The sequence below is a fragment of the Sandaracinobacteroides hominis genome (genome assembly GCF_016464365.1).
GTDB classification, from domain to species: Bacteria; Pseudomonadota; Alphaproteobacteria; order Sphingomonadales; family Sphingomonadaceae; genus Sandaracinobacteroides; species Sandaracinobacteroides hominis.
Map to the genome: position 1 here is coordinate 500,312 of NZ_JADCUC010000001.1, position 24,030 is coordinate 524,341.

At 63.3% G+C, this 24,030-nt stretch carries 26 protein-coding genes and 1 pseudogene; 16 read left to right on the top strand and 11 right to left on the bottom strand.

Annotated features, from left to right (window positions below; translation table 11 throughout):
- The first annotated feature begins 44 nt into the window (after window positions 1-44).
- On the top strand, window positions 45-1,001 hold the full coding sequence (locus IM784_RS02540) for an NAD(P)H-dependent flavin oxidoreductase (RefSeq protein ID WP_199553700.1): 957 nt from the start codon (window positions 45-47) through the stop codon (window positions 999-1,001).
- A 4-nt stretch (window positions 1,002-1,005) separates the two neighbouring features.
- On the opposite strand, the gene IM784_RS02545 is transcribed toward IM784_RS02540, so the two are convergent.
- The gene (locus IM784_RS02545) at window positions 1,006-1,338 is read right to left on the bottom strand and encodes a DUF2794 domain-containing protein (protein WP_199553701.1); all 333 of its coding nucleotides are present in this window, start codon (window positions 1,336-1,338) and stop codon (window positions 1,006-1,008) included.
- Complete coding sequence (epsC, locus tag IM784_RS02550) at window positions 1,335-2,045, bottom strand: serine O-acetyltransferase EpsC (RefSeq protein WP_199553702.1); 711 nt, start codon at window positions 2,043-2,045, stop codon at window positions 1,335-1,337. Before epsC ends, IM784_RS02545 begins: the two co-directional genes overlap by 4 nt.
- 116 nt (window positions 2,046-2,161) lie before the next feature.
- On the opposite strand from epsC, the gene IM784_RS02555 reads away from it, so the two are divergent.
- Together IM784_RS02555 and IM784_RS02560 are read left to right on the top strand one after the other, a co-directional pair.
- A complete protein-coding gene (locus tag IM784_RS02555; protein ID WP_199553703.1) occupies window positions 2,162-2,911 on the top strand; it encodes a sulfite exporter TauE/SafE family protein in 750 nt (249 codons plus the stop codon).
- A gap of 82 nt (window positions 2,912-2,993) precedes the next feature.
- Window positions 2,994-3,743, top strand: coding sequence for a sulfite exporter TauE/SafE family protein (locus IM784_RS02560; RefSeq protein ID WP_235976486.1), 750 nt, complete (start codon window positions 2,994-2,996; stop codon window positions 3,741-3,743).
- Here IM784_RS02560 and IM784_RS02565 read toward each other — a convergent pair.
- On the bottom strand, window positions 3,731-4,615 hold the full coding sequence (locus tag IM784_RS02565; RefSeq protein WP_199553705.1) for a peptidylprolyl isomerase: 885 nt from the start codon (window positions 4,613-4,615) through the stop codon (window positions 3,731-3,733). The genes IM784_RS02560 and IM784_RS02565 overlap by 13 nt on opposite strands.
- A 104-nt stretch (window positions 4,616-4,719) precedes the next feature.
- Between IM784_RS02565 and IM784_RS02570 the strand changes: the two genes are divergently transcribed.
- Entirely contained in the window at window positions 4,720-5,622 is a 903-nt protein-coding gene (locus IM784_RS02570) for a hydrogen peroxide-inducible genes activator (RefSeq protein ID WP_199553706.1), read from the top strand.
- On the opposite strand, the gene IM784_RS02575 is transcribed toward IM784_RS02570, so the two are convergent.
- Window positions 5,619-6,632, bottom strand: a complete 1,014-nt coding sequence (locus tag IM784_RS02575) for a 2-dehydropantoate 2-reductase (RefSeq protein WP_199553707.1) — start codon at window positions 6,630-6,632, stop codon at window positions 5,619-5,621. The genes IM784_RS02570 and IM784_RS02575 overlap by 4 nt on opposite strands.
- A 156-nt stretch (window positions 6,633-6,788) precedes the next feature.
- On the opposite strand from IM784_RS02575, the gene IM784_RS02580 reads away from it, so the two are divergent.
- Window positions 6,789-7,763, top strand: coding sequence for an NADPH:quinone oxidoreductase family protein (locus tag IM784_RS02580; protein WP_199553708.1), 975 nt, complete (start codon window positions 6,789-6,791; stop codon window positions 7,761-7,763).
- Window positions 7,764-7,788: 25 nt separating this feature from the next.
- Here the strand turns inward: IM784_RS02580 and IM784_RS02585 are convergent, their stop codons facing one another.
- The 3 genes from IM784_RS02585 to pgsA are packed head-to-tail and all read right to left on the bottom strand — an operon-like array spanning window position 7,789 to window position 9,051.
- Window positions 7,789-8,214, bottom strand: a complete 426-nt coding sequence (locus tag IM784_RS02585) for a molybdenum cofactor biosynthesis protein MoaE (RefSeq protein ID WP_199553709.1) — start codon at window positions 8,212-8,214, stop codon at window positions 7,789-7,791.
- Entirely contained in the window at window positions 8,214-8,471 is a 258-nt protein-coding gene (gene moaD / locus IM784_RS02590; protein ID WP_199553710.1) for a molybdopterin converting factor subunit 1, read from the bottom strand. Before moaD ends, IM784_RS02585 begins: the two co-directional genes overlap by 1 nt.
- 10 nt (window positions 8,472-8,481) lie before the next feature.
- A complete protein-coding gene (gene pgsA / locus IM784_RS02595; RefSeq protein WP_199553711.1) occupies window positions 8,482-9,051 on the bottom strand; it encodes a CDP-diacylglycerol--glycerol-3-phosphate 3-phosphatidyltransferase in 570 nt (189 codons plus the stop codon).
- A 54-nt stretch (window positions 9,052-9,105) separates the two neighbouring features.
- Between pgsA and IM784_RS02600 the strand changes: the two genes are divergently transcribed.
- Genes IM784_RS02600 through IM784_RS02610 form a run of 3 tightly spaced genes read left to right on the top strand, consistent with a single transcriptional unit; the run spans window position 9,106 to window position 11,240 of the window.
- A complete protein-coding gene (locus tag IM784_RS02600; RefSeq protein ID WP_199553712.1) occupies window positions 9,106-9,777 on the top strand; it encodes a nitroreductase in 672 nt (223 codons plus the stop codon).
- A gap of 58 nt (window positions 9,778-9,835) precedes the next feature.
- Window positions 9,836-10,792 carry a lipoyl synthase gene (gene lipA, locus IM784_RS02605; RefSeq protein ID WP_235976487.1) on the top strand — a complete coding sequence of 319 codons (957 nt, stop codon included), beginning with the start codon at window positions 9,836-9,838 and terminating at the stop codon, window positions 10,790-10,792.
- On the top strand, window positions 10,779-11,240 hold the full coding sequence (locus IM784_RS02610) for a type II toxin-antitoxin system RatA family toxin (RefSeq protein ID WP_199554130.1): 462 nt from the start codon (window positions 10,779-10,781) through the stop codon (window positions 11,238-11,240). The genes lipA and IM784_RS02610 overlap by 14 nt, the downstream gene beginning before the upstream one ends.
- On the opposite strand, the gene IM784_RS02615 is transcribed toward IM784_RS02610, so the two are convergent.
- Both IM784_RS02615 and IM784_RS02620 read right to left on the bottom strand, forming a co-directional pair.
- Window positions 11,201-11,695, bottom strand: a complete 495-nt coding sequence (locus tag IM784_RS02615) for a CinA family protein (protein WP_199553713.1) — start codon at window positions 11,693-11,695, stop codon at window positions 11,201-11,203. The genes IM784_RS02610 and IM784_RS02615 overlap by 40 nt on opposite strands.
- Entirely contained in the window at window positions 11,692-12,867 is a 1,176-nt protein-coding gene (locus IM784_RS02620) for a bifunctional 2-C-methyl-D-erythritol 4-phosphate cytidylyltransferase/2-C-methyl-D-erythritol 2,4-cyclodiphosphate synthase (protein WP_328799419.1), read from the bottom strand. The genes IM784_RS02615 and IM784_RS02620 overlap by 4 nt, the downstream gene beginning before the upstream one ends.
- A gap of 78 nt (window positions 12,868-12,945) precedes the next feature.
- On the opposite strand from IM784_RS02620, the gene dusB reads away from it, so the two are divergent.
- The 7 genes and pseudogenes from dusB (at window position 12,946) to hflX (ending at window position 22,062) form a co-directional block, all read left to right on the top strand.
- A complete protein-coding gene (gene dusB / locus IM784_RS02625; RefSeq protein WP_199553714.1) occupies window positions 12,946-13,959 on the top strand; it encodes a tRNA dihydrouridine synthase DusB in 1,014 nt (337 codons plus the stop codon).
- On the top strand, window positions 13,956-15,065 hold the full coding sequence (locus IM784_RS02630) for a two-component system sensor histidine kinase NtrB (RefSeq protein ID WP_328799420.1): 1,110 nt from the start codon (window positions 13,956-13,958) through the stop codon (window positions 15,063-15,065). Before dusB ends, IM784_RS02630 begins: the two co-directional genes overlap by 4 nt.
- Window positions 15,062-16,531 carry a nitrogen regulation protein NR(I) gene (gene ntrC, locus IM784_RS02635; RefSeq protein ID WP_199553716.1) on the top strand — a complete coding sequence of 490 codons (1,470 nt, stop codon included), beginning with the start codon at window positions 15,062-15,064 and terminating at the stop codon, window positions 16,529-16,531. The genes IM784_RS02630 and ntrC overlap by 4 nt, the downstream gene beginning before the upstream one ends.
- Window positions 16,532-16,680: 149 nt before the next feature.
- Window positions 16,681-18,888 (top strand): sensor histidine kinase NtrY-like, encoded by a 2,208-nt coding sequence (locus tag IM784_RS02640; RefSeq protein WP_408015275.1) that lies wholly within the window; start codon window positions 16,681-16,683, stop codon window positions 18,886-18,888.
- On the top strand, window positions 18,889-20,277 hold the full coding sequence (gene ntrX, locus IM784_RS02645) for a nitrogen assimilation response regulator NtrX (protein ID WP_199553718.1): 1,389 nt from the start codon (window positions 18,889-18,891) through the stop codon (window positions 20,275-20,277).
- 175 nt (window positions 20,278-20,452) lie between these two features.
- Window positions 20,453-20,698, top strand: a pseudogene (gene hfq / locus IM784_RS02650) (RNA chaperone Hfq); the annotation flags it as partial.
- A 47-nt stretch (window positions 20,699-20,745) separates the two neighbouring features.
- Window positions 20,746-22,062: a GTPase HflX gene (gene hflX, locus IM784_RS02655; protein ID WP_199554132.1), complete on the top strand. Its 1,317-nt coding sequence runs from the start codon at window positions 20,746-20,748 to the stop codon at window positions 22,060-22,062.
- Window positions 22,063-22,167: 105 nt separating this feature from the next.
- Here hflX and mazG read toward each other — a convergent pair whose 3' ends face one another.
- Entirely contained in the window at window positions 22,168-22,941 is a 774-nt protein-coding gene (gene mazG / locus IM784_RS02660) for a nucleoside triphosphate pyrophosphohydrolase (RefSeq protein WP_199553720.1), read from the bottom strand.
- A gap of 170 nt (window positions 22,942-23,111) precedes the next feature.
- Here mazG and IM784_RS02665 point away from each other — a divergent pair, with 170 nt between their 5' ends.
- Entirely contained in the window at window positions 23,112-23,405 is a 294-nt protein-coding gene (locus IM784_RS02665; RefSeq protein ID WP_235976491.1) for a DUF1801 domain-containing protein, read from the top strand.
- Here the strand turns inward: IM784_RS02665 and IM784_RS02670 are convergent.
- Window positions 23,402-23,821: a nuclear transport factor 2-like protein gene (locus tag IM784_RS02670; protein ID WP_199553721.1), complete on the bottom strand. Its 420-nt coding sequence runs from the start codon at window positions 23,819-23,821 to the stop codon at window positions 23,402-23,404. The genes IM784_RS02665 and IM784_RS02670 overlap by 4 nt on opposite strands.
- Window positions 23,822-24,030 lie beyond the last annotated feature (209 nt).

Sequence of the window (24,030 nt, forward strand, 5' to 3'; positions counted from 1 at the left end):
GTGGCTTTTCGAGATGTAGATAATCAATTCGAGGGATGGGGAACATGATCAGGACGCCGCTGTGTGACATGCTTGGTGTGGAGCATCCCATCATGCTGGCCGGGATGGGGGGCGTTTCCTATGCGGAGGTTGTGGCCGCGGTTTCCAATGCCGGCGGTTTCGGCACGCTGGGGATGGCCGGCACCAGCGCGAAGTTCATCGAGGCGCAGATGCAGAAGGTGCGCGAGCTGACGGACAAGCCCTTTGGCGTGGACCTGCTGTCTGCGCAGCCGGAAAGCCTGACGGCTGCCATCGACGTGATCATCGCCAATGGCGCCAAGGCGTTCGTTGCCGGGCTGGGCGTGCCCTATCCGATCGTGAAGCAACTGAAGGACAATGGCGTGCTGGTGTTTGCCGTGATCGGCAAGGTGGATCATGCGGTGAAGGCCGAGCAGGCCGGTTGCGACGGCGTGATCGCGCAGGGCACCGAGGGCGGCGGGCATACGGGGCAGGTGGCATCCGTGGCGCTGTGGCCGCAGGTGGTGGATGCCGTGAAGATCCCGGTGGTGGCCGCCGGCGGGCTGTATGACGGGCGCGGGTTGGCGGCTGCACTGGCGCTTGGCTGTCAGGGCGTGTGGATGGGGACGCGCTTCATTGCCTCGAAGGAGGCGCATGCGGGGCAGCTCTACAAGGACGCCATCGTGGAGATGAACGAGGCGGACACGACGATTTCGCGCGGCTTTACGGGGAAGACGCTGCGGGCGCTGAAGAATGCGACCACCGAGAAGTATGAGAAGGAGGCTACGAAGCCGTTCCCGGCGCAGGCGATGGAATCGGCGCAGCTTAACCGGCTGGGGCCGATTGCCGGCGTGACCGAGAATCTGGACCGCGACACGATGTGCTTTGCCGTGGGGCAGGGCGGTGGCGGTGTCCGCCAGGTGTTGAGCTGTGCGGAGATCGTGACGCAGACGCTGGCGGAGGCGGAGGCGACGCTGGGACGGATCGGGAAGCTGGCCGCCTAGCTGTTCAGTCGACCAGCTTCATCAGTTTGCGGGATACCGGGGCGAGGATGACGGCGAGGTCGTTGCCTCGCTTCAGGGTTGCGCCGATTTCGGAGACGAGGGCGAACTGGCCTTGTCTCAGGCGCAACGATGGGTCTTTGACGACGCGGTACTCCGGGCGCTCCGAGGCGCGGCGGAAGGCGGAGAAGGTGGCGACTTCGCGGCCGAGATCGATGGCATAGTCCCGCCAATGGCCGGCGGCGACCATCCGGCCATAGAGCTGCATGAGCTGATCGAGTTCCTGGCGAACGAAAACGACCTGCCCGGAGTTGCCGAACAGGGGCGTGACGCTGTTCAAGCGGCTTCACCGTCCTTGTTCTGGCGGATTTCCTCGCCGCCTGTCGATTTGCGCGTTTCCCGCTCATAGGCGTCGAGGCGCGCGCGCATCGTTTCCAGTTCGCAGCGCAGAATTTCGTAGCGCTGGGTCACCGGATCGAACTTGTCGCTGCAGGGCGTGCCGTAGGGGATGAAGCTGGGCTCTTCCTTGACGAGCATGGGAACGGGCTTGGCCGGGATGCCGATCATGGTGGCGCCCGCCGGCGCATCCCTGGTGAGGACGGCGTTGGCGCCGATCTTGGCGCCGTCGCCGACGGTGATCGGGCCGAGGACGGCGGCACCCAGCGAGATCACCACATCGTTGCCGATGGTGGGGTGACGTTTGCCGGCGATGCCGTTGGTCGGGTTGGTGCCGCCCAGCGTCGCGCCCTGATAGATGGTGACATTGTCGCCGATCTCGGAGGTTTCGCCGATGACGACAAAGCCGTGGTCGATGAAGAGGTTGCGGCCGATCCTGGCACCCGGATGGATGTCTATCGCGGTGAGGAAGCGGCTGAAATGGTTCACTATCCGGGCGAGCAGGAACAGATCCGCCCGATACAGGCCGTGCGCGATGCGGTGGAAGCCAACCGCCCAGACGCCCGGGTAGGTGAGGATTTCCCAACGCGAGCGCGGCGCCGGATCACGGTCGCGAATGCTCGATAGATAGGTGGTCAACCGTCTGAACATACCCCGGCCCGCATTTCCTGCATGCTTCGCTTGTCTGTCACATAATCCCAAGTGCGGCTCAATTCCAGTGTCCGCGGATTTGCGATTTCCGCCCTTAGTTGCAATGGTGGGTGTGGATGGAATTTGACAGCTTTCTCCTGCTGTTCGTTCTGGTGGGGTTTGTTGCCCAGCTGATCGACAGCTCGCTTGGCGGTGGATTCGGCGTGATCTCCTCGTCGGTGCTGATCGCGACCGGCGTGCCGCCGGCTGCGGCTTCGGCCGGAATCCATGCGGTGAAGGTGGTGACGGCGCCGATTTCCGGGCTGAGCCATGCGCTGGCGGGGAATGTCGACTGGCGCCTGTTCTGGAAGCTGGCCTTGCCGGGGGTGCTGGGGGCGATTGCCGGGGCGTGGCTGCTCACGGGGCTTCCGGTGGAGATGGCAAAGCTGCTGATCCAGATCTACCTTGGAACGCTGGGCGCGGTTCTGTTGCTGCGGCAGCCGATGCGGCACGGGCATCATGGCGAGCCCAAGGTGGTGGGGCCGTTGGGCTTTGCCGCCGGTGCGCTCGATTCGGCGGGCGGCGGTGGCTGGGGGCCGATCGTTACCCCGAACCTGATCCTGCAGGGCGCCTGGCCGCGAAAGGCCGTGGGCACGACCAACATGGCGGAGTTCCTGGTGGCGCTGGCAAGTTCGGTGACGTTCATTTCCGTGCTTGGCTGGGAGTCGCTTGGGAAGGCCGTGCTGGGCCTGCTGGCCGGCGCCGTTGTGGCGGCGCCGCTGGGCGCGCTGTTGGCCAAACGGCTGAAGGGCGCGCATCTGGTGCGGCTGGTGGGCGGGTTGCTGCTGGTGACCAGTCTGGCGGGGCTCGGCTCGCGGTTCTTCTGAGCACCGGCGCAAAGCAATGGTATGGCCTGAAACAGGCCAGCTATCTTGCCCAAAGACAGTTCCGCTGCCAGCTATGCGCACCATGGAGCTTGGGCCGGAATTCTTCACCTTCGTCGCCGTCGGCTTTTTTGCGCAGCTCGTCGATGGCGCGCTGGGCATGGCCTTTGGTGTGATCTCAACGAGCGCGCTGGTGGCTCTGGGCGTGCCACCCGCCGCTGCCTCTGCCGGCGTGCATGCGGTGGAGACGGTGACGACCGCCGTATCGGGCGCCAGCCACGCCATTGCGCGCAACATCGACTGGAAGCTGTTTACGCGCATCGCGGTGCCGGGAATCATCGGGGCGGTGCTGGGGGCGTATCTGCTGACCAGCATTCCGGCGGACAAGGCGAAGCCGCTGATCCAGGCCTATCTGGGGATCCTGGGCATCTGGATCTTCTGGAGAGGGTTCCGCCATATCCATGTGGAGCGCGAGCCCAGGATCGTGGAGCCGCTGGGGCTTGTGGGCGGGTTCATGGACGCGGCCGGTGGCGGCGGGTGGGGGCCGATCGTGACCTCCAACCTGATCGTGCAGGGCAAGGCGCCGCGCCAGACGGTGGGCACGGTGAATGCCGCCGAATTCCTGGTGACGACGAGTGCCGCCATCACCTTCATCTATCACCTTGGCTGGGAAGTTGTGACGACGGCGACGCTGGGGCTGCTGGCAGGCGGCGTGATCGCGGCACCATTCGGGGCGATTCTGGCCAGACGCCTGAAATCGGATGTGCTGATGGTGATGGTGGGCGCCGTGCTGATGCTGACGAGCGCGTTCGGGATCTGGCGCTATTTCGCCTGAGCTGTCTGTCGGGTTGGCGGCATGAGATTGCAGATATCGGCGCCGCCGGCGGGGCGTAGGAAGAAGTCGTCGCGCCGGTTTGCGCGGGCGTCGACCCATGCGGCAAAGCTGGGGGTGTCGCTGCGCATCACCTGATAAGCGGGGCGTTCTGCTGGCGGCAGCGTGGAGGCGAGGATGGCGCGTTGCAGCGGGATTCGTTCGGCTTCGGTCTTGTACATGCCCAGCGCTTCTGTGCCGCGGGGAAGCGACGAGAGCGATTCCATGCCCGAGAGCAAGCGGCCGACGAGGGCTATGTTGCGATCGAGGTGGCGCGGGCCGTGGCCGATGACGACGTAGAGCTCTGCGCCGCTGCCGGTATCCGGCGGCATGTTGCGGCCGACGCCCAGCATTGTGGGGCAATGCGGCAGCCAGTGCGCCGTGCCGTCGGTGGCGACCGGCCAGCCGTCTGCGTGGCCGATGCGGGCGTTATAGGCATCGGCATAGGGAAGGGCGGTGAAGCCTGTCGGTTGCCCCGGTTGTTCATAGCCATCCGGGGGGGATTTCACGACGCCGGCGGGGAGGGGGGCCTTTTCCGTTGGATCGCCCCATTGCACGACATAATTTTCCTGCACGCGGACGATGGCGGCGTGGCGCGGGAACCATCCGTCTGCCACCAGCTTGCGGATGTTGGCAACATGGCCGGGGGCGAAGTGGGGAGCCAGTTCGATTGCGACCTGGCGGCCGCCCGCAAATTCGAGGAGCAGAAGGTTTTCGGGTGCGACGGCGCGCCAGGCGGCTGCAGGGCTCGACGCCAGGATCGCTTGCGGGGACGGAGCCGGGCCGGCGGCGGCAAGCAGGAGGGCCAGGGCTGCGGCTGCGAATTGCTGTTTCATTGGGGCAACCTGCCATGCGGAGGAGCTGTGTTCCATAGGCGCAGTTATCGATTTCCCATGCGAGGGTGGTTGAACAGATTGATTGCGTCGATTACCTGCTCGCCATGATTTACCTGCCTACCATCAAGCAGTTGCAGTATCTGGTGGCGTTGCACCGCTCGCGGCATTTCGGGAAAGCAGCCGAGGCCTGTTATGTGACGCAATCGACGCTGTCGGCTGGATTGCGCGAGCTGGAGACCTTGCTGGGCGTGACGCTGGTGGAGCGGAACCGGCGGGTGGTGCGCTTTACCCCGCTGGGTGAGGCGGTGGTGGAGCGGGCCTGGCGGATCTTGGCCGAGGCGGACGGGATTGCCGAGCTGGCGCGAGCGGCGGGAAAGCCGCTGGCGAGCGAGCTGCGGCTGGGCGTGATACCGACGATTGCGCCGTTTCTGTTGCCGTCTCTGCTGCCCGGTTTGCGGAAGCAATGGCCGGAGCTGAAGCTGTTCCTGCGGGAAGAACAATCCGGGCAGGCGTGCGAGGCGCTGGCGCGGGGGCAGCTGGATTGCCTGTTGCTGGCCCTGCCCTATGCCTGCGGCGAGATCGAGTTTGAGCCGTTGTTCGACGATCCGATCCGTCTGGCGTTTCATCCGGAAGATCTGCCCAATCCGCCGGCCAGCATAGCGCCGGAACGTATCGATGAGTCGCGGCTGCTGCTGCTGGAGGACGGGCACTGCCTGAAGGACCATGCCCTGGCAGCGTGCAGCCGGGCGACGTTCCGCCCGGATCAGTCGGTGCTGGGCACTTCGCTGCATACGCTGGTGCAAATGGTGGACAATCGGATCGGCATGACGCTGTTGCCGCAGATGGCGATCGATGCCGGGATTCTGACGAACACCAGCATCGAGACGCGGCCGCTGGCGAGCCCGAAGGCGATGCGGAGCATTGCGCTGGCGTGGCGGCCGAGCAGCCCGCGTGCTGACGAGTATCGGCTGTTTGCGCGGGCGTTGCGGGATGCGCGGGCAGGCTAGGCTTTGCGCAATTCGGCGAGGAGGGCCGCGGCCTTCAGCGGCGGGGCGCCCTGTTCGGCGGCGCGGACCAGTTCCACGAGTCGGGCATTGACGGGTGCGGCCTTGCCCAGGCGTTGGGCAAGGCGGACGAACTCGCCCTGCAGATAGTCTATCTCGGTGGGGCGACCGCGTTCCAGATCGTCGGCCATGGAAGAGCGGGCGTGTGGATCGACGCGGACCTTGCCGCCGGAGGCTGCGCTGATGACGTAGCGATAGAGGGTGTCGGGCAGGCGCATGATCGACGGCATCAGCTTCAGCGGCATCGGGAGGGGATCGACGGGTTCGATCCCGGCTGTGGCGAGCAGTTTCATGCCTTCCGTCATCGACATGGCCCAGGCGGTGCGATAGCCGCGCTGGCCGAGTTCCCGGGCGAGGCTGATGCCGGACAAGGCGTTGATGGCATTATTTAGGTTTATCAGTAACTTGCCCCACTGTATTCCAATTATGTTAGAAGACAGTTTCAAATCAATTCCAGTGGTTGCGAAGGTTTGTTCATATTGTGTGAGAGCTTCGGCGGCTTCAGCGACCAACCCTCCTCCTGTTCCGCGGTGGAAGTGGGCGGGGCCGCGCTGGGCGACGTTGAAGGGCACCATGCCGGCGAGGACGGTGCGGCCGGGGAGGGCGGCACGCAAGGTATCGCTGTTGGAGACACCGTTCTGGAAGGAAATGATCGGGGTGGAGGGCGGTGCGTGGGCAGCGATGGCTGCTGCTGCCTCTGGAGTTGCCATGCTTTTCACGGTGACGAGGATGAGGTCGGCGCTGGACAGGGCGGATGGGTCGGCCGTGGTTGCATAGGCGCTGGCCGGGAGGTCGATATCCATGCCATCGGAATCCGTGAGGCGGAGGCCGTTTGCGAGCGGATCGAGCATGGAGGGGCGGCCGATCAGCGTGACGTCTGCGGTTTGCGCCAGTTGCCCGCCGAGGAAGATGCCGATCATGCCGGCGCCGAACACGGCAATCCTTGGCGACACTGCATCTGTTGGCGTCGCCTTTGGCGACACTTCAGGCGTTGGCCTCGCCTTTGGCGACACTGCGATTTTTGGGCGGGTAGCCCCCGATTGCGCGCTTTCCATTTCCTGTTCCTCTCCCTCCGGCCTATCTGGCCTTCATAGGCGAGGGAGATACGCATGAAAGCGCTTGTTTGTGTGGAGCACGGGCCTCCGGAAAAGCTGGTGGTTCAGGAGCTTCCTGAACCGGAGCCCGGCAAGGGCGAGGTGCGAATCCGCATGCAGGCGGCAGGGGTGAATTTCCCCGACGTGCTGATCATCCAGAACCTGTATCAGTTCAAACCGCCGCTGCCCTTTTCGCCGGGCGGCGAGGCTTCGGGCTTTGTCGATGCGATCGGCCCTGGCGTTACCCGCTTCAAGGTGGGCGACCGGGTGATCGCGATGATTGGCAACGGCGCGTTCCGCGAGTTTTTCTGCGCCGACGAAAGCCGCGTTCTGCCGATGGTGGACTCTATGCCGTTCGATGTCGCGGCCGGCTTTACCATGACCTATGGCACCTCTCACCACGCGTTGAAGCAGCGGGCGCGGCTGCAGCCGGGCGAGACCTTGCTGGTGCTGGGCGCGGCAGGCGGCGTGGGGCTGACCGCAGTCGAGCTGGGCAAGGTGATGGGGGCGAAGGTGATCGCCGCCGCTTCTTCCGACGAGAAGCTGGCGCTGTGCCGGGAATATGGCGCCGACGAGACGATCAACTATTCGACGGAAGACCTGAAGGAGCGGGTGAAGGCGTTGACGGGAGGCCGGGGCGTCGATGTGATCTACGATCCCGTCGGCGACAAATATGCCGAGCCGGCGTTTCGCTCGATCGCGTGGAACGGGCGCTATCTGGTGATCGGCTTTGCCGCCGGCGAGATCCCGAAGCTGCCGCTGAACCTGCCGCTGATCAAGGGTGCCTCCATCGTGGGGGTGTTCTGGGGGGCCTTCACCGCGCATGAGCCGGTGCTGCATGAGGCCAACATGCGCGAGCTGCTGACCTGGTATGCGGAAGGCAAGTTGAAGCCGCATGTATCGGTGCAGATGCCGCTGGAGCGCGGGGCGGAGGGGATTCGCCTGCTGATGGATCGGAAGGCGAAGGGGAAGGTTATTCTGACGGCCTGAAAATGCTTATGTCGAACTGGGTTATCTAGCGATCTTCCCATTTCGATGCAGCTTGCTCGTCGCTTTCCCTTGCGCTGACCCAGCCATTTGCGTCCTTCTTCCAGAAGGGGGCGCGGGTTTTCAGCCAGTCCATCAGGAATGCTGCGGCCTGGAAGGCTTCGGCGCGATGGCTGCTGGCGGTGAGCACCAGTACGATGGGTGCGCCTGTTTCCAGGCGGCCGTGGCGATGGATCAGGAGGGCGCCCTTGAGCGGCCAGCGGCTGCGGGCTTCTGCCAGCAGCTCTTCCATCTGGCGCTCCGCCATGGCCGGATAATGTTCGAGTTCGAGCGGTTCGTCGCGGACCTGGCCGGTGAAGCTGACGATTGCGCCGACATCCGGGCCGATTGCGGCGAGGCGGGCATGTTCGCTGGCGAGATCGAACATGTGGCGCTGAACTCTTACTTCGAACATTAATTTCCACCTGTAACCGGTGGAAATATGGCGACTTCGTCGCCCGCATTTACCGGCGTATCCCAGCCGGCGAAATTCTGGTTGATGGCCGCTCGCAGCCTTGTTCGATCAGCCAGCGCCTGCTTGTGGCCGGGGCTGAGCGTCTGGAGTTGCCCGAGAAGTGCGCCGAGCGGAACAGGGGTTTCCGCGTCCACCACTTCTTCGCCTAGTCCGACCTGTTCGCGTACCCAGGCGAAATAGAGCAGACGGACCGTCATTCGATGCGGCTCACTCGATTTCGGCAGTCATGTGGCGGATGCCGATGCGCAGATAGTCCCAGCCGGTGATGAGCGTGAGGACGCCGGCGAGCCAGAGGGTGACGAGGCCGACCTCCTGCGAAGGGAGGAAGGGTGCCCAGTGCGCGCTGGCCGGCTCCAGGATGAGGGCGCCGAGCGACACCATCTGAAAGGTGGTTTTCCACTTGGCGAGCTGCGAGACGGGCACGGAAACGCGGGCGGTGGCGAGGAACTCGCGAAGGCCCGACACCGTTATTTCGCGCAGGATGATGACGAGCGCGGGAATCACATGCCAGCCGATGATCTGGTTGTTGTGGATCAGCATGACGATCACGGCGGCCACCATGATCTTGTCTGCGACGGGATCGAGGAACACGCCCAGCTTGGAGACGGTGCCCTGCGCGCGGGCCAGATAGCCATCGATATAGTCGGTGAAGCCGGCCAGGCAGTAGAGCACGAACGCGGCCGTGTAGCCGAGCCAGGTGGCGTTCCACATCAGGATAACGAACAGGGGAACCGCTAGGATCCGGCTGAGGGTCAGCAGATTGGGTAGGCTGGACATATGCCCCCACCCTTAGGCAATCGCGTTGCAGCTAACAACCATGCGGGGTGAAGGATGAACGTCTCTGAAGCTGTTGCCAGCCGCCGGTCTGTTCGGGGCTTTTTGCCGACCCCGGTGGATGGGGAGGTGTTGCGCCGCGTGGTGGAGAAGGCGGGAAGGGCGCCTTCGGGCGGCAATTTGCAGCCCTGGCACATCGATGTGGTGGGCGGCGCGAAGCTGGACGAGCTGAAGGCGATCATGGCGACGCGGGTGATGGAAGCGCCGCGCGGAGAGCCGACCGAATACGACATCTATCCCAAGGAGTTGCCGAGCCCCTATCGCGATTATCGCTTTCAGGTGGGCGAGGATCTCTATGGGGCGCTGGGGATTCCGCGGGAGGACAAGATGGCGCGGATGATGTGGTTTGCGCGGAACTATCAGTTTTTCGGGGCGCCGGTTGCACTGTTCTGCACGGTGGCGCGGACGATGGGACCGCCGCAATGGTCGGATCTGGGGATGTATCTGCAGACGTTGATGCTGCTGTTGCGCGAGGAGGGGCTGGATAGCTGCCCGCAGGAGTGCTGGGCGATCTATCCGGAGACCATCGGCAAGTTTCTGGAAGTGCCGGAAGGACGGATGCTGTTTTGCGGGATGGCCATCGGCTTTGCGGATGAGGGCGACAAGGCGAACCAGTTTGCAGCCAGGCGGGCGCCATTGGAGGCGTTTGTGCGGTTTCAGGGGGTTTGAGGCGCTGCATGGCTGCCCGTGGATTGCCCGCGGGGGTTGAAAACCCTATGTCCCCGGGATGACTGACAGCATGCTTCCTGTGCAGGAACCGGCCGCCAAGCCTGCAGAGCGCGTCCGCAAGCCGGAATGGCTGCGTGTTCGTGCGCCGACTTCGCCTGCCTTTGCCGAGACGCGCAAGCTGATGCGGCGGCTGAACCTGAACACGGTTTGCGAGGAAGCGGCCTGCCCGAACATCGGCGAATGCTGGCAGCAGAAGCATGCGACCGTGATGATTCTGGGCGATACCTGCACCCGGGCCTGCGCGTTCTGCAATGTGAAGACGGGGATGCCGGGCAAGGTGGATCCGCTGGAACCGGCGCATGTCGCCGAGGCGGCGGGCGAGCTGGGGCTGGAGCATATCGTGATAACGTCGGTGGATCGCGATGATCTGCCGGACGGCGGTGCCAGCCATTTCGTGCAGGTGATCCAGGAGCTGCGGCGGCGGACGCCGAAAACGACCATCGAGATCCTGACGCCGGATTTCCGCAACAAGTCGGCAGAAGCGGTCGCGCGGATCGTGGATGCGCGGCCGGATGTGTACAATCACAATCTGGAAACGGTGCCGAGGCTGTATCCGACGATCCGGCCGGGCGCGCGCTATTACCACTCGCTGCGGTTGCTGGAGCAGGTGAAGCGGCTTGATCCGACGATTTTCACCAAGTCCGGCCTGATGGTGGGGTTGGGCGAGGAACGGCAGGAAATGCACCAAGTGATGGACGATATGCGGTCTGCCGACATCGATTTCCTGACCATCGGACAGTATCTGCAGCCGACGCCGCGCCATGCAAAGGTGCTGGAGTTCGTCGAACCGAAGACATTCCAGAGCTATGCGGCGATCGGGCGGGCCAAGGGCTTTTTGCTGGTGGCATCGAGCCCGCTGACGCGGTCGAGCTATCATGCGGGGGCGGATTTCGCCAGGCTGCGCGATGCTCGGATGGCAAAGCATGGCAAGCAGGTGGCGGGTGCCCCGGCATAGCGAAACGCGCGTTCTGCCCTGGACGCCGGCGGAAATGTTCGATCTGGTGGCCGACGTGCGGAGCTATCCGCAGTTTCTGCCGTGGGTAGCGGCCGTGCGTATCCGGGAGAGCAGTCCGACCTTGCTGGTGGCGGATATGTCTGTCGGGTTTCGATCGTTGCGGGAGACATTCACGAGCCGCGTGGGGCTGGATCGACCGGGTCATATCGATGTGGAATATGTTTCCGGGCCTTTGAAACATCTGCACAACGACTGGCATTTCAAGCCGCATGAAAGTGGCGGGACGCGGCTGGAGTTTGACGTCGATTTTGAATTTAAATCGAAGATATTTGAGCGAGTTGCTGGCGCTTTCTTTCATGAAGCATTTAAACGAATGGTCGCCAGCTTCGAGGGGCGGGCGCAGAAGCTCTATGGCAGCAGGAGCCTGAGCGCGACGAGCGCGGCCTGACGGCGGATTTCGCTGCGGCCGAGGTCTCCGAAATGGTGCGTGTCGGCGATGACGGGCGAGTTCCCTGCATCTCTTAAGGCGCGAGCAAAAACTACTGTTCCTACGGGTTTTTTATCCGTACCGCCGCCCGGTCCAGCGATGCCGGAAATGGCGACGCTGATGTCTGCATGGCTGCGCTGCAGGGCGCCCTGCGCCATTGCCCAGGCCGTGGCTTCAGATACGGCGCCAAGAGTCGACAGTATGTCTTGAGAAACGCCCAATAATTCGGATTTGGATTCGTTGGAATAGGTGATGAAGGCGCGGTCGAAAACGTCGGAGGCGCCGGATACTTCTGTGAGAGCGGCGGCGACGAGGCCGCCGGTGCAGCTTTCCGCTGTGGTGATGCGTCTGCCCGCGGCGCGGTTTTCGTCGACCACTTTTACAGCGAGATCAAATAGTTCTTGATCGATGCTCATTTCGAAATCCAGCAAGGAAGCTTGACCGTAGCGATCGCCTGGGCAGCGATGCCTTCGCGGCGGCCGGTGAAGCCCAGACCTTCGGTGGTTGTTGCCTTCACGCTCAGGCGTGGCTGGTGGTCTGCCAGAATCTCGGCGATGCGGGCGACCATCGCCTCGCGGTGTGGGCCGACCTTGGGCGATTCGCAGATCAAGGTGATGTCGCAATGCACGATGCGGCCTCCTGCGGCCTGCACAAGGCTTGCGGCGTGGGCGAGAAATCGGTCGGAGCTTGCGCCCTTCCATCTTGGGTCGCTGGGCGGGAAGTGCGCGCCGATGTCGCCGTCTCCGAGTGCTCCGAGGATGGCGTCGGTGAGGGCGTGCAGGCCGACGTCTGCATCGCTGTGGCCGAGAAGCCCTGCAATATGGGGAACTTTTATTCCGCAGAGCCAGACATGGTCGCCGGGCCCGAAGCGATGCACATCGTAGCCGGTGCCGCTTAGGGTTTCCCAATCGAGCAGACGCTCGGCCATCTCGAAATCTTCGGGAAGGGTGACCTTCATCGCGCGTGCGTCTCCTTCGACCAGCTTCACCCGGTGGCCTGCCGCACGCAAGACCTCAGCATCGTCGGTTGCGCCTTCTGCAGCGGTTTCGTGCGCCTGCAGGAGCAGCGCGAAGTCGAAGCCTTGCGGTGTCTGTACCCGCCACAGCCGGTCGCGGGATACTTCGCCTTCGATTGTTTCGGCGCCGGACCGCAGGCTGTCCACGACGGGGAGGGCAGGGCAGCTGCCGGGCGCTTCGCGGAGGCCGGCGAGGACGCGGTCGATCAATTGGCCCGACAGCAGCGGCCGTGCGGCATCGTGCACCAGCACCGATGCCGGGCGCGATCCTGCAAGTTGCCTGAGGCCGTTCAAAACGGACGCCTGGCGGGTGGCGCCTCCTTCGCCGACGGTGACCGGGAGTTCGGACAGCAGGTCGAGCAGCTGTTCCCGCTGGCCAGGCGCCACGACCACATGCACGCGATCGACGCCGGGGTGCCGGACGAACGCCTCGGCTGCCCAGGCGACGAGCGCCTTTCCGCCGAGCCGCCGGAACTGCTTGGGGATGTCGCCGCCCGCGCGGACGCTTTTCCCTGCCGCGACGATCAGTGCGGCCGTGCCGGAGGGCCTGTTTTCTGGACTGTTGTTGATCACGATGCTGCCATAGGGCGTAGCGCCCTTGCCGAAAAGGGGGGCTTCGCCTATGTCCGTGCCGCATTTTTAGGCAGATTCATGGTCAAACTCTCCCCTCTGTCGATCGGGCCCGTGCATATTCAGGCTCCGGTCGTTCTTGCGCCGATGACGGGCGTGACGGATCGTCCGTTCCGAACGCTGGTAAAGCGCTTCGGTGCCGGGCTGACTGTGACCGAGATGATTGCGTCCGAAGCGATGGTGCGGGAAACCCGCCAGTCGTTGCAAAAGGCGGCGTGGGATCCAAGCGAGGATCCCGTTTCCATGCAGCTGGCGGGTTGTGAGCCGGGCGTGATGGCCGAAGCTGCAAAGCTGAACGAGCAGCGCGGCGCCGCCATCATCGACATCAACATGGGTTGCCCGGTGAAGAAGATCGTCAACGGGCATGCCGGCTCTCATTTGATGCGTGATCTGAAGCTTGCATCGCAGTTGATTGAATCAACTGTGAAAGCTGTTTCAGTTCCGGTGACGTTGAAGATGCGCATGGGTTGGTGCCATGACAGTCTGAACGCGCCGGAACTGGCGCGCATAGCGGAAGATCTGGGCGTGAAGATGATTACGGTTCATGGCCGTACGCGCAACCAGCTCTACTCGGGCACGGCGGACTGGGCATTTGTCGCGCAGGTGAAGCAGGCGGTTTCGCTGCCGGTGATCGTGAACGGCGACATCTGCTCCCCTGAGGATGCGCAGGAAGCCTTGCGGCAATCGGGGGCCGACGGGGTGATGGTGGGGCGTGGCGCCTATGGCAAGCCGTGGCTGCTGGGACAGGTCATGGCCTCGATCGAGGGCGAGGAGGTTCCTGCCGCGCCCGAGCTTGCAGAGCAGCGCGACCTGGTGCTGGAGCATTATGAAGAGATGCTGCTGCTGTATGGGCGAGAGCATGGTGTGGGCATCGCGAGGAAGCATCTTGGATGGTATACCAAGGGCTTGCCTTCATCGGCTGAATTCCGAAATCAGGTTAACATGATTGCCTCGCCCGACAAGGTGCTGGCGATGCTGGCCGATTTCTACGCCATGCAGCTCGATCGGGCGACATCGCTGGCGCAAGCTGCGTGACAGGGGGACTGGCTGAAGTTCCGAGCCTTCGGCCGGCATCGTTTCCGCAGCCTGCCGATATCTGGAATGCGCTGCCGGCGCCGATGTTGCTTCTGGCGCCGGACGGGCGGGTTGCGCTGGCCAACAGCGCCGCGGAAACCTTTCTCAACGTGAGCCAGCCGCAGCTGGTGGAACGGGGTTGGGAGTGGCTGTTTCCGGAGGACAGCCCGGTTCGCTCTCTGGTGCAGGAGTCGCGGGAGAGCCGGAACGACATTGCCGCCTATGATCTGGTGGTCGAGTTCGCCGGCGGGCGGCGCGCCCGTACGGATGTGCTGGTCGGCCGGCTTCCGGACCAGGAGGGCTGGCTGGCGCTCAGCTTTCAGCCACGGGCGGTCACCTCGCTGGTGGAAAAGCAGAAGGGGCAGCAAGGTGCTGCACGCTCTGCGATTGGCGTCGCGGCCATGCTGGCGCATGAAATCAAGAACCCCTTGTCGGGCATACGGGGAGCGGCGCAGTTGCTGGCCGAGGCGGCGGATCGGGACGGCAAGGAATTGACCGGACTGATCATTTCCGAGGTCGATCGCGTTCGGGCGCTCATCGACCGGATGGAGGGGTTTACCGATACCCGTCCGCGCACGTTGCAGCGGGAAAATATTCACTCAGTTCTGGGACATGTGCGGATGCTTGCAGAAGCTGGTTTCGGCAGCGATCTGAAGTTTCGCGAGCGCTATGATCCCTCGCTCCCGCCGGTGATGGGGGATCGCGACGGACTGGTGCAGACGTTCCTGAATCTCATCAAGAACGCGGTCGAGGCATCGCCTGCGGGGGGAACCGTGACGATCACCACGGCTTTCCGCCAGGGCTTCCGGATGCGCGCGCATGGCACGAGTGCGCGGGTTTCGCTGCCGTTGGAGGTATGCATCATCGATGAGGGCGAAGGGGCGCCCCCACAGATCGCGGACCATCTGTTCGAGCCGTTCGTGAGCGCTCGGCGCGGCGGCACCGGGCTTGGATTGGCGCTGGTGGCCAAGATTGTGGGCGACCATGGCGGTATCGTGGAATATGACCGGCGGCAGGGCAGGACGGTTTTCCGTGTGCTGCTGCCGCTGGCGCCGGACGAGGAATGAGCTTGCAAACGCGTACGATAATCGTCGTTGATGATGACAGCGGCATCCGCACCGTCGTGCGGCAGGCGCTGCAGCGGGCCGGCCATGTGGTGCGGACGACCGACAGCGCGGCCGGCCTGTGGAAGCTGATCGACGAAGGCGTAGGCGATGTCCTCGTGACGGACGTGCTGTTGCCCGATGCCAACGGTCTGGACATGATTCCGCTGGTGACCGCACGGCGGCCCGAGTTGCCGGTGATCGTGATGAGCGCGCAGAATACGCTTTCCACGGCGGTGCGGGCGACGGAGCAGGGGGCATTCGACTATCTTCCAAAACCCTTTGATCTGAATGAACTGACGCGTTCTGTTAAGAGCGCGATAGAGAGTGCGGGGAAACCCGTCGTGGCAGGCGAAGTTCGGTCTGATGGCGATTCCCTGCCGATGATCGGTCGCTCCTCAGCGATGCAGGAGGTCTATCGCACACTTGCGCGGGTGATCCCCACGGACCTGACCGTGATGGTGCTGGGCGAGAGCGGGACCGGCAAGGAGCTGGTGGCGCGTGCGCTGCATGAACTGGGGCCGCGGCGGACCGGGCCGTTCGTGGCCATCAACATGGCGGCGATCCCGCGCGAACTGATCGAGACGGAATTGTTCGGCCATGAGCGCGGGGCGTTTACCGGCGCTGCTTCCAGATCGACGGGGCGCTTTGAGCAGGCGCAGGGCGGCACGCTGTTCCTGGACGAGATCGGCGACATGCCGATGGATGCGCAGACCCGGCTGCTCCGCGTGCTGCAATCGGGTGAATTCACGACGGTGGGTGGAACGCGGGCGTTGAAGGCGAATGTGCGGATCGTGGCGGCGACGCACAAGGATCTGCGGCGGCTGATCGATAGCGGGTTGTTCCGCGAGGATCTCTATTACCGGCTGAATGTGGTGCCGATCCGTTTGCCGCCGTTGCGGGCGAGGGTTGAGGACATCCCCGAGCTTGCCCGGCATTTTCTGGATCGGGCAGCATCGGAGGGCTTGCCGCGCAAGCTGCTGGATAGTGGCGCCATCAATTGGCTGATGGAGCAGTCCTGGCCCGGGAATGTGCGCGAGCTGGAAAATGCCATGCGCCGCCTGGCCGCTCTGGCCCGCGACGAAGTTGTGACGGCGGCTGCGGCCGAGCTGTGGATTACCAAGGCCGACGGTGGAATGCTGCCGCCCGAGCGGGCGCAAGGGGCCAAGATCGAAGGCGATGAATCGCTGGAGACCATCATCCTGCAATGGCTTCAGCGGCATCTGGTGCAATCCGGGCGAGAGCCGGAGGACGGCCTGTATAACCGGCTGCTGGCCGAGTTCGAGCGGCCGGTGCTGGAAATCGCGATGCTGCTGACGCGCGGAAACCAGCTGAAGGCGGCGCGCATGCTGGGGGTTAATCGCAACACGCTGCGGAAGATGCTGACAGATCGCGGCGTTGAGCCGGGGACTGGCAGAAGGCAGGGCTGAGCCGCGAAAAGAGTTACAAATGCGACACAGCGTGTCGCAAACTGTGTTCCTAATGCCACTCGGCTCTGCTAGATACTGACGAGATGTCCAATCTTTCCGGGCCATACAGTGAACGTATCGCGATCCGGTGGCGGCTTGCGCGGCGGCGTCTGGGAAGATGGGCTGCAAGTCCGGACCGTTTTCCCAGCCTTGAGATTGGTCTCGCGGCCGTTGCGCTGACGGTCGGGCTGGCGTCCTATGCCATCCTGACCGGTCAGAGGGCCCCGGCAGAGGGGTTTTCTCCGCAGCTGGTGACGCTTTTGCTGATGGCTAACCTGTTGCCGTTGCTGGCATTGCTGATCCTGATCGCGCGGCGTGTCGCGATCCTGATCGCGAACCGGCGTGCCGGACGGGCGGGCGCGCAGCTGCATGTGCGGCTTGTGGCGCTGTTCGCGGGGCTTGCGGCGGCGCCCACCATCCTCGTCGTCATTTTTGCCTCGTTGCTGTTCCAGTTTGGCGTGCAGTTCTGGTTTTCGGAACGCGCCAAGACCGTGCTGGATAATGCGGATCGTGTTGCCCAGGCCTATGTTGATGAAAACAAATCGCGAATCCTGGATGACATCGTTGCGATGGGCCAGGATATCTCGAACTACAGTGTCGATTTCGGGCTGGGTTCGCCGGCTTTCAGGCAGGGGCTGGAGCTGCAGGTCCAGTATCGAAACCTGTCCGAGGCTGCGGTGTTTCGTCCGGGTGCTGCCGGGCCGGACATCGTTGTTGCGGTAAGCCTGGACGCGCCTCCTCTGGCGCAGCGGACTGCTGCCTTGAACCTCTCGAGCATTCGGCCTGGTGAGGCGCTTGCAGTGGCTTCGGCGCGGGATCGTGTGGAGGCGGTGGTGCGGTTGCGGACGCCGACGCCGCTTTTCGTCTATACAAGCCGCAAGGTGGAGCCGCGGGTGCTGGAGCAGGTTGCACGCACCCAGACGGCGCTGACCGACTATAACGCGCTGACGGAGCGCTCGCGCGACCTGCAGTGGCGCTTCAACCTGATCCTGCTGGTCGTGTCGCTGCTGGTGGTGGCGGTTGCGATCTGGTTTGCGATCCTGCTGGCCTCGCGAATCGTTACGCCGATCGGGGAGTTGGCTGAGGCTGCGGAGCGGGTGGGGAAGGGCGATCTGGATGCGCGGGTGAATCCCCAGGGGACTGGTGACGAAATTGGTGTTTTGGCGCGCAGTTTCAACCGGATGACGGCGCAACTTAAGGCGCAGCAAACAGCTCTGATCGGGGCAAACACGCAATCCGAGGTTCGCCGGCGCTTTATGGAGGCTGTGCTTTCCGGGGTTTCGGCGGGGGTGCTGTCGATCGATTCCGATGGTGTCATCCGCCTGGCCAATGCGCGGGCCGAAGCCCTGCTGGATTGCGGACCGCTGGGCCTTTCCGGTCGCCCCCTGGCGGATGCCGTGCCGGAATTTGCCGAGCTGATGGAGACTGCGAGGACGGAGGGGATCGCTGCCGCAGAAATCAGCCGGGCCCGCCCGCATGGGCGCGCCGGGCCGGACACCCAGACGCTTGCGGTGCGACTGACCGCGGATGCCGGGCAGGCCCGCAACTATATCCTGACTTTCGATGACATTACCCAACAGCTGGCGGATCAGCGGCGGGCGGCCTGGTCTGACGTTGCGCGGCGGATTGCGCATGAAATCAAGAACCCACTGACCCCTATTGTGCTTTCAGCGGAGCGGCTGAAGCGTCGGTTCGGGCCGGAAGTGGAACGCGGGCGCGATATTTTCGACGAGCTGACCGACACCATCATCCGGCAGGTGGGGGATTTGCGGCGGATGGTCGACGAGTTTTCCGCCTTTGCGCGGATGCCCACCCCCAGCTTTCAGCCCGAATCGATCACCGACATAGCCCGGCAGGCCATGTTCCTGGCGGAAGTGGCGACGCCCAATGTGAAGTTCCGGCTGCAGGCGATCGACGACCTGCCATCTTTTGTTTGTGACCGGCGGCAGATTGGGCAGGCATTCACGAATTTGCTGAAGAATGCTTCAGAAGCGATTGCTTCGATGTCGGAAACTGCGACCGGCGAAGTCGATGTGCAGATTTTCCTGCAGGCCGGTGATCTGGTCGTGGAGATCGCCGACACGGGCTGTGGCATCCCCGGCGAGCTGCGCGACAGGCTGTTTGAGCCCTATGTTACCACGCGTCAGCGCGGGACTGGGCTGGGCCTCGCCATCGTGAAGCGGATCATCGAGGACCATCACGGCCATCTTGCGCTTGCCAACCGGGCAGGCGGCGGGGCGGTGGCGCGGATGGAATTCAACCTGGCCGCCAATCGCGCGCTCGATTCTCACCCCGAACCAGAACAGGTGCACAGCTAGATGCCGCTCGATATTCTCGTCGTGGACGACGAAGCCGATATCCGTTCCCTGATCGCCGGCGTGCTGGAGGATGAGGGGTATCGCCCGCGAACTGCAGGTGACAGCGATGCCACGCTTGCGGCGCTGGCGGAACGTCGTCCGGCGCTGCTGATCCTGGATATCTGGCTGCAGGGGTCGCGACTTGACGGTCTGGAATTGCTGGATGCGGTGAAGGCGAAGGACCCCGGGCTGCCGGTGCTGATCATTTCCGGGCACGGAAATCTGGATACGGCGGTGGCGGCGATCAAGCGCGGTGCCTGGGATTTCATCGAAAAGCCGTTTCAGGCCGACCAGCTGCTGATGGCGGTGGCGCGAGCGACCGAAACGGAGCGGTTGCGGCGCGAAGTGGACGAACTGCGGAGCATCGCTGGACTGGAAAATGAGCTGACGGGTACGAGCCAGCAGATCAACGCGGTGCGCGCGACGATCAAGCGGGTGGGCGCGACGGGCAGCCGGGTGCTGATCCAGGGGCCGGCGGGTTCGGGCAAGGAAGTTGCCGCGCGGCTGTTGCACCGCTGGTCGAACAGGGCGGACCGGCAGTTCGTGGTGGTTGCGGCCGCGCGGATGGAGCCGAATGATGTGGAGGATGTGCTGTTTGGTGCGGAGCAGGGGGGGGAGCTGATCCGTCCGGGCCTGCTGGAGGTGGCGGACGGCGGCACGCTGTTCATCGACGAAGTGGCCGACATGCCTATGACGACGCAGGCGAAAATCCTGCGCGTGCTGACCGAGCAGAGTTTTCAGCGATCCGGCGGGACGCGATCGATCAAGGTGGATGTGCGGGTGGTTTCGGCGACCGCGCGCGACCTTGCGGCCGAGATCCAGGCGGGACGTTTCCGGGAGGATCTCTATTACCGGCTGAACGTGGTGCCGGTGCGGTTGCCGCCGCTGGTGGAACGGCGCGAGGATATTCCGCATCTGGCCGAATATTTCCTGGCGCGGCTTTCTGCGGAACGGCGGGTGAAGACGCCGAACATTTCCGACGATGCGATGGCGGCGCTGCAGGCCTATGGCTGGCCGGGCAATGTGCGGCAGCTCCGGAATATCGTGGAGAGGACGCTGATTTTGGCGCCGTCCAATGCGACCGAACGGATCGAGCTGGACCATCTGCCGCCGGAACTGACCGTGGAGCCGGCGCGGCTGCTGCCGGATCAGGCGGCGAAATCGATCATGGGAACGCCGCTGCGAGAGGCGCGTGAAGCGTTTGAGCGGGAGTATCTGAAGGTTCAGATTCGTAGATTTTCGGGCAATATCAGTAGGACAGCGGCGTTTATTGGGATGGAACGTTCGGCACTGCACCGGAAATTGAAGGCGCTTGGTATCGCCGAACATGATCGGGACGAGCTGGAATAGATCTGACGCGGCGGCTTCCGTCGCCGAATAGGCAGATAGCGTTGCTTAGCCTGTTGTGCGGTGCGCAAACCCTCCCTACATTCGTGGAAGGCGTGCATGTGCGCGCCGGCCGACGCCGGGCAACGGTGCGGATGCAGGTGCAACTGCCTGCCAAGACTGCTAGAAGGCAACCAGCATGGCCGAAAAGGCGAAGACGACGGACAAGGCGAATAATCTGCAGGACGTGTTCCTGAATGCCGTGCGCAAGCAGAAGATTCCGGTAACCATGTTCTTGGTGAACGGCGTGAAGCTTCAGGGCGTTATTACCTGGTTCGACAACTTCTCGGTCCTGCTTCGGCGCGATGGTCATTCGCAGCTTGTCTATAAGCACGCGATTTCGACTGTAATGCCCGCAGCTCCCGTGCAGCTGTTCGAACCGGAACGGGTGGACGAGGAAGATTGAACAACGATGAGCAACCCGTAGCCGAACTGGATCGGCGCGGGTTCGATCAGGCGCTTGGAACGAGTTTCGGCGCGCCTGCCATAGTCGTGCACCCGGTTTTTCCGGGGCGCCCGGTGGCGAGCGCGCGCTCTCCTGAAGCGAGGCTGGAGGAAATCGCCGGCCTGGCGGCTGCCATTCGACTGGACGTCCGCGGTGCCGAGATCGTGCGCCTGCGGGCCATGGCGCCGGCTACGCTGCTGGGCAAGGGCCAGTTGGAGCGGCTTGCGTCGCTGGTGCAGGCGCATGAGGCGGAAGTTGTGGTGATGGATGCCGCGATCACGCCCATTCAGCAGAAGAATCTGGAAACGGCACTGAAGGCCAAGGTGATCGACCGGACCGGCCTGATCCTGGAGATTTTCGGCGAACGTGCCGCGACGGCCGAAGGCCGGCTGCAGGTGGAGTTGGCGCATCTGGAATATCAGGCCGGGCGGCTTGTACGCAGCTGGACCCACCTGGAGCGGCAAAGGGGCGGCTTCGGCTTTCTGGGTGGCCCCGGTGAAACGCAGATCGAGACCGACCGCCGGCTGCTGCGAGATCGGATCGCGCGGCTGAAGAAGGAACTGGAATCGGTTCGCCGGACGCGCACGCTGCACCGGACCCGGCGGCAGAAGGCGCCCAGCCCGGTGATTGCACTGGTGGGTTATACCAACGCCGGGAAATCCACGCTGTTCAACCGGCTGACCGGTGCAGAGGTGATGGCGCAGGATCTGCTGTTTGCAACGCTGGATCCGACGATGCGCGCCATTCATCTGCCGGGGGCACGGGGTGGAACGAAGGTGATTCTTTCCGATACCGTTGGTTTCATTTCAGACTTGCCGACGGAACTGGTGGCGGCATTCCGGGCGACTCTGGAAGAAGTGATCGAGGCGGACCTGCTGGTGCATGTGCGCGATCTTTCGCATCCGGACACGGAAGCGCAGGCCGCGGACGTGATGGACATTCTGCAATCGCTGGGCGTGTTGGAGGGTGAGGGCAGGGTGCCGATCGTCGAGGTGCTCAACAAGGCTGACAAGCTTGACGTGGAAACGCATGATGCAGCTGTAGAAAGAGCGCAGCGCGATCCAGACGTCATTCTGGTATCCGCGCTGACCGGCGAGGGGGTGTGGGACCTGAAATCGCTGTTGGCGAACCGGCTGCAGGCGCCGGGCGAAGTTCGGGAGATACGGCTGCATCCCTCGGATGGGCAGCGCCTTGCCTGGCTGCATGCGCATGGGGAAGTTGTTTCGCAAGCCGATGATGGCGGGCAGGTGCTGTTGCGGGTGCGGTTGACGAGCGATGCGGAGCGAAGGTTCAAGGCACTCTGAAGTCTGTTTCATAAGTATTTGAAATACAATATTTATGAAAGTTCTATATTAATCTGGATCGCTTTGGGTAACTGCCTGCCGAAGAATTCATGGCGGTATGGAGTTTTACCCTGTCGCTCGCGACTTGTACGACTGCCACAGAGCCTCTTGCTGCTCGAGATTGAGGCTGGAAAAGCCCGGCGTTGCTTCGATGGCGCGAAAGCGGCGTTCGAATTTGCGATTTGCAGCGCGCAGGGCGTCTTCCGGATCTATCTTTAGCTTTCTCAGATAGTTGGCTACTGCAAAGAGCAGATCTCCGGCTTCCTCGTGGCGTTCCGTATCCGTGCCGGCAGCGGCGATCTCGGCAAGTTCTTCATGGATCTTGTCGAGCGGGCCTTGCGCATCCGGCCAGTCGAAGCCGGTGCGGGCTGCCCGGGCGGCGAGCTTTTCGGCGCGGGTGAGGGCGGGCAGGGGCAGGGCGATGCCGTCCAGAGCAGACGCGCGGGGTTTTTCGGCCGCCTTGATGGTTTCCCAATTGGCCTTCACTTCTTCGGCGCACAGCGGAATGTCGGTGCGGAAGATGTGCGGGTGTCGACGCTCCATCTTGTCGCAGATTCCCTGGGCGACGTCGGCGAGGGTGAAATGGCCTGCCTCTGACGCCATCTGCGCGTGAAAGATCACCTGGAGAAGCAGGTCGCCGAGTTCTTCCTGCAGATCCGGTATATTGTTACGAGCTATGGCGTCGGAAACTTCATACGCTTCTTCAAGGGTATAGGGCGCTATGCTCGCGTAGGTTTGGGCGCGATCCCATTCGCAGCCATCGGGACCTCGCAGCCGTTCCATGATGGACGCGAGGCGTGCAATCTGCGCCAGCGCCTGTTCCCTGTCGTCTGCGTTCATGCCACTCTCCTGATGCGTCAGCGCGAGGGAAACTTCATGCCAGAGCCGAAGACGAAGCCAACGGAAATTTCGGTCCCAGCCTTTTTGGATGGCGTGGAGCCGGAGCGGTGGGCCGAGGAGGGAAGGGTGCTGGATGCCCTGTTCCGGCGGGTTACGGGTGGGAAGCGCGGATGTGGGGGCCGACGATCGTTGGCTATGGACGCTATCGCTACAGCTATGCGAGCGGGCACTCGGGTGAGATGTGCGCCACCGGTTTTTCGCCGCGGAAGGCCGAGATCGTTGCTTATGTGATTGGCGAAACGGGGGATTTCGAGCCGTTTCTGGCGCGGCTGGGCAAGTATCGGAGGGGAAAATCCTGCCTGTATTTCAAATCCCTGGCGGATATGGACCTGGCCGTGCTGGGCGAGATCGTTGAACTGAGCGTCGCGGAGCTGGAGAAGCGCTGGCCCGTTTCTGCGACTTAGGCCTGGGCTGCCGCCATCGCCTGCAACTGCGCGCCCATCAGCTGGTGCAGAAGGTTAACGGCCTTCAGCGGGCGAACCATAACCTTGAAATTGGTGATGAGGCCGTCCGTATCGAAGGTGATCATGTCTATGCCGTTGATGCGGATGCCTTCGATCTCGTTGGTGAACTCCAGGATGGCGCCGGTTTCGTTCAGCCATTCGCCCACATATGCAAAGCCAGGGCCGCCGAGCACCTTGTCTGCACTGACGAGATATTTGAAGGTGATGTCGCGGCCGCGCTGGGGCGTATGCACGACCGGGCTTTCGAACACGCAATCGGGGTGCAGCATGTCCCACAAGCTCTGCTTGTCGTGCGAGCGAAGGATATAGTCCTGCCAGCGGTCGAGATTGGCGCGGGTTGTGGCGGTGTTTCCCATGCGTTGAGGCTAGCAGGAATCGGGGTAGGGATTGACTGGCAAAGGGGATGGCTTCGATCTGAGTGTGCAATCCGATAATCCATATTATGTAAAATACGCTTGGAACCCGGGCTTTGATCTCGGCGCGGCTATCCGGATATCAGTCCGGTATCCGTTTCTGAGCCGGCGGGCGATTGATTTGGCGGGATTATCCCTGCAGACCGGGAGAA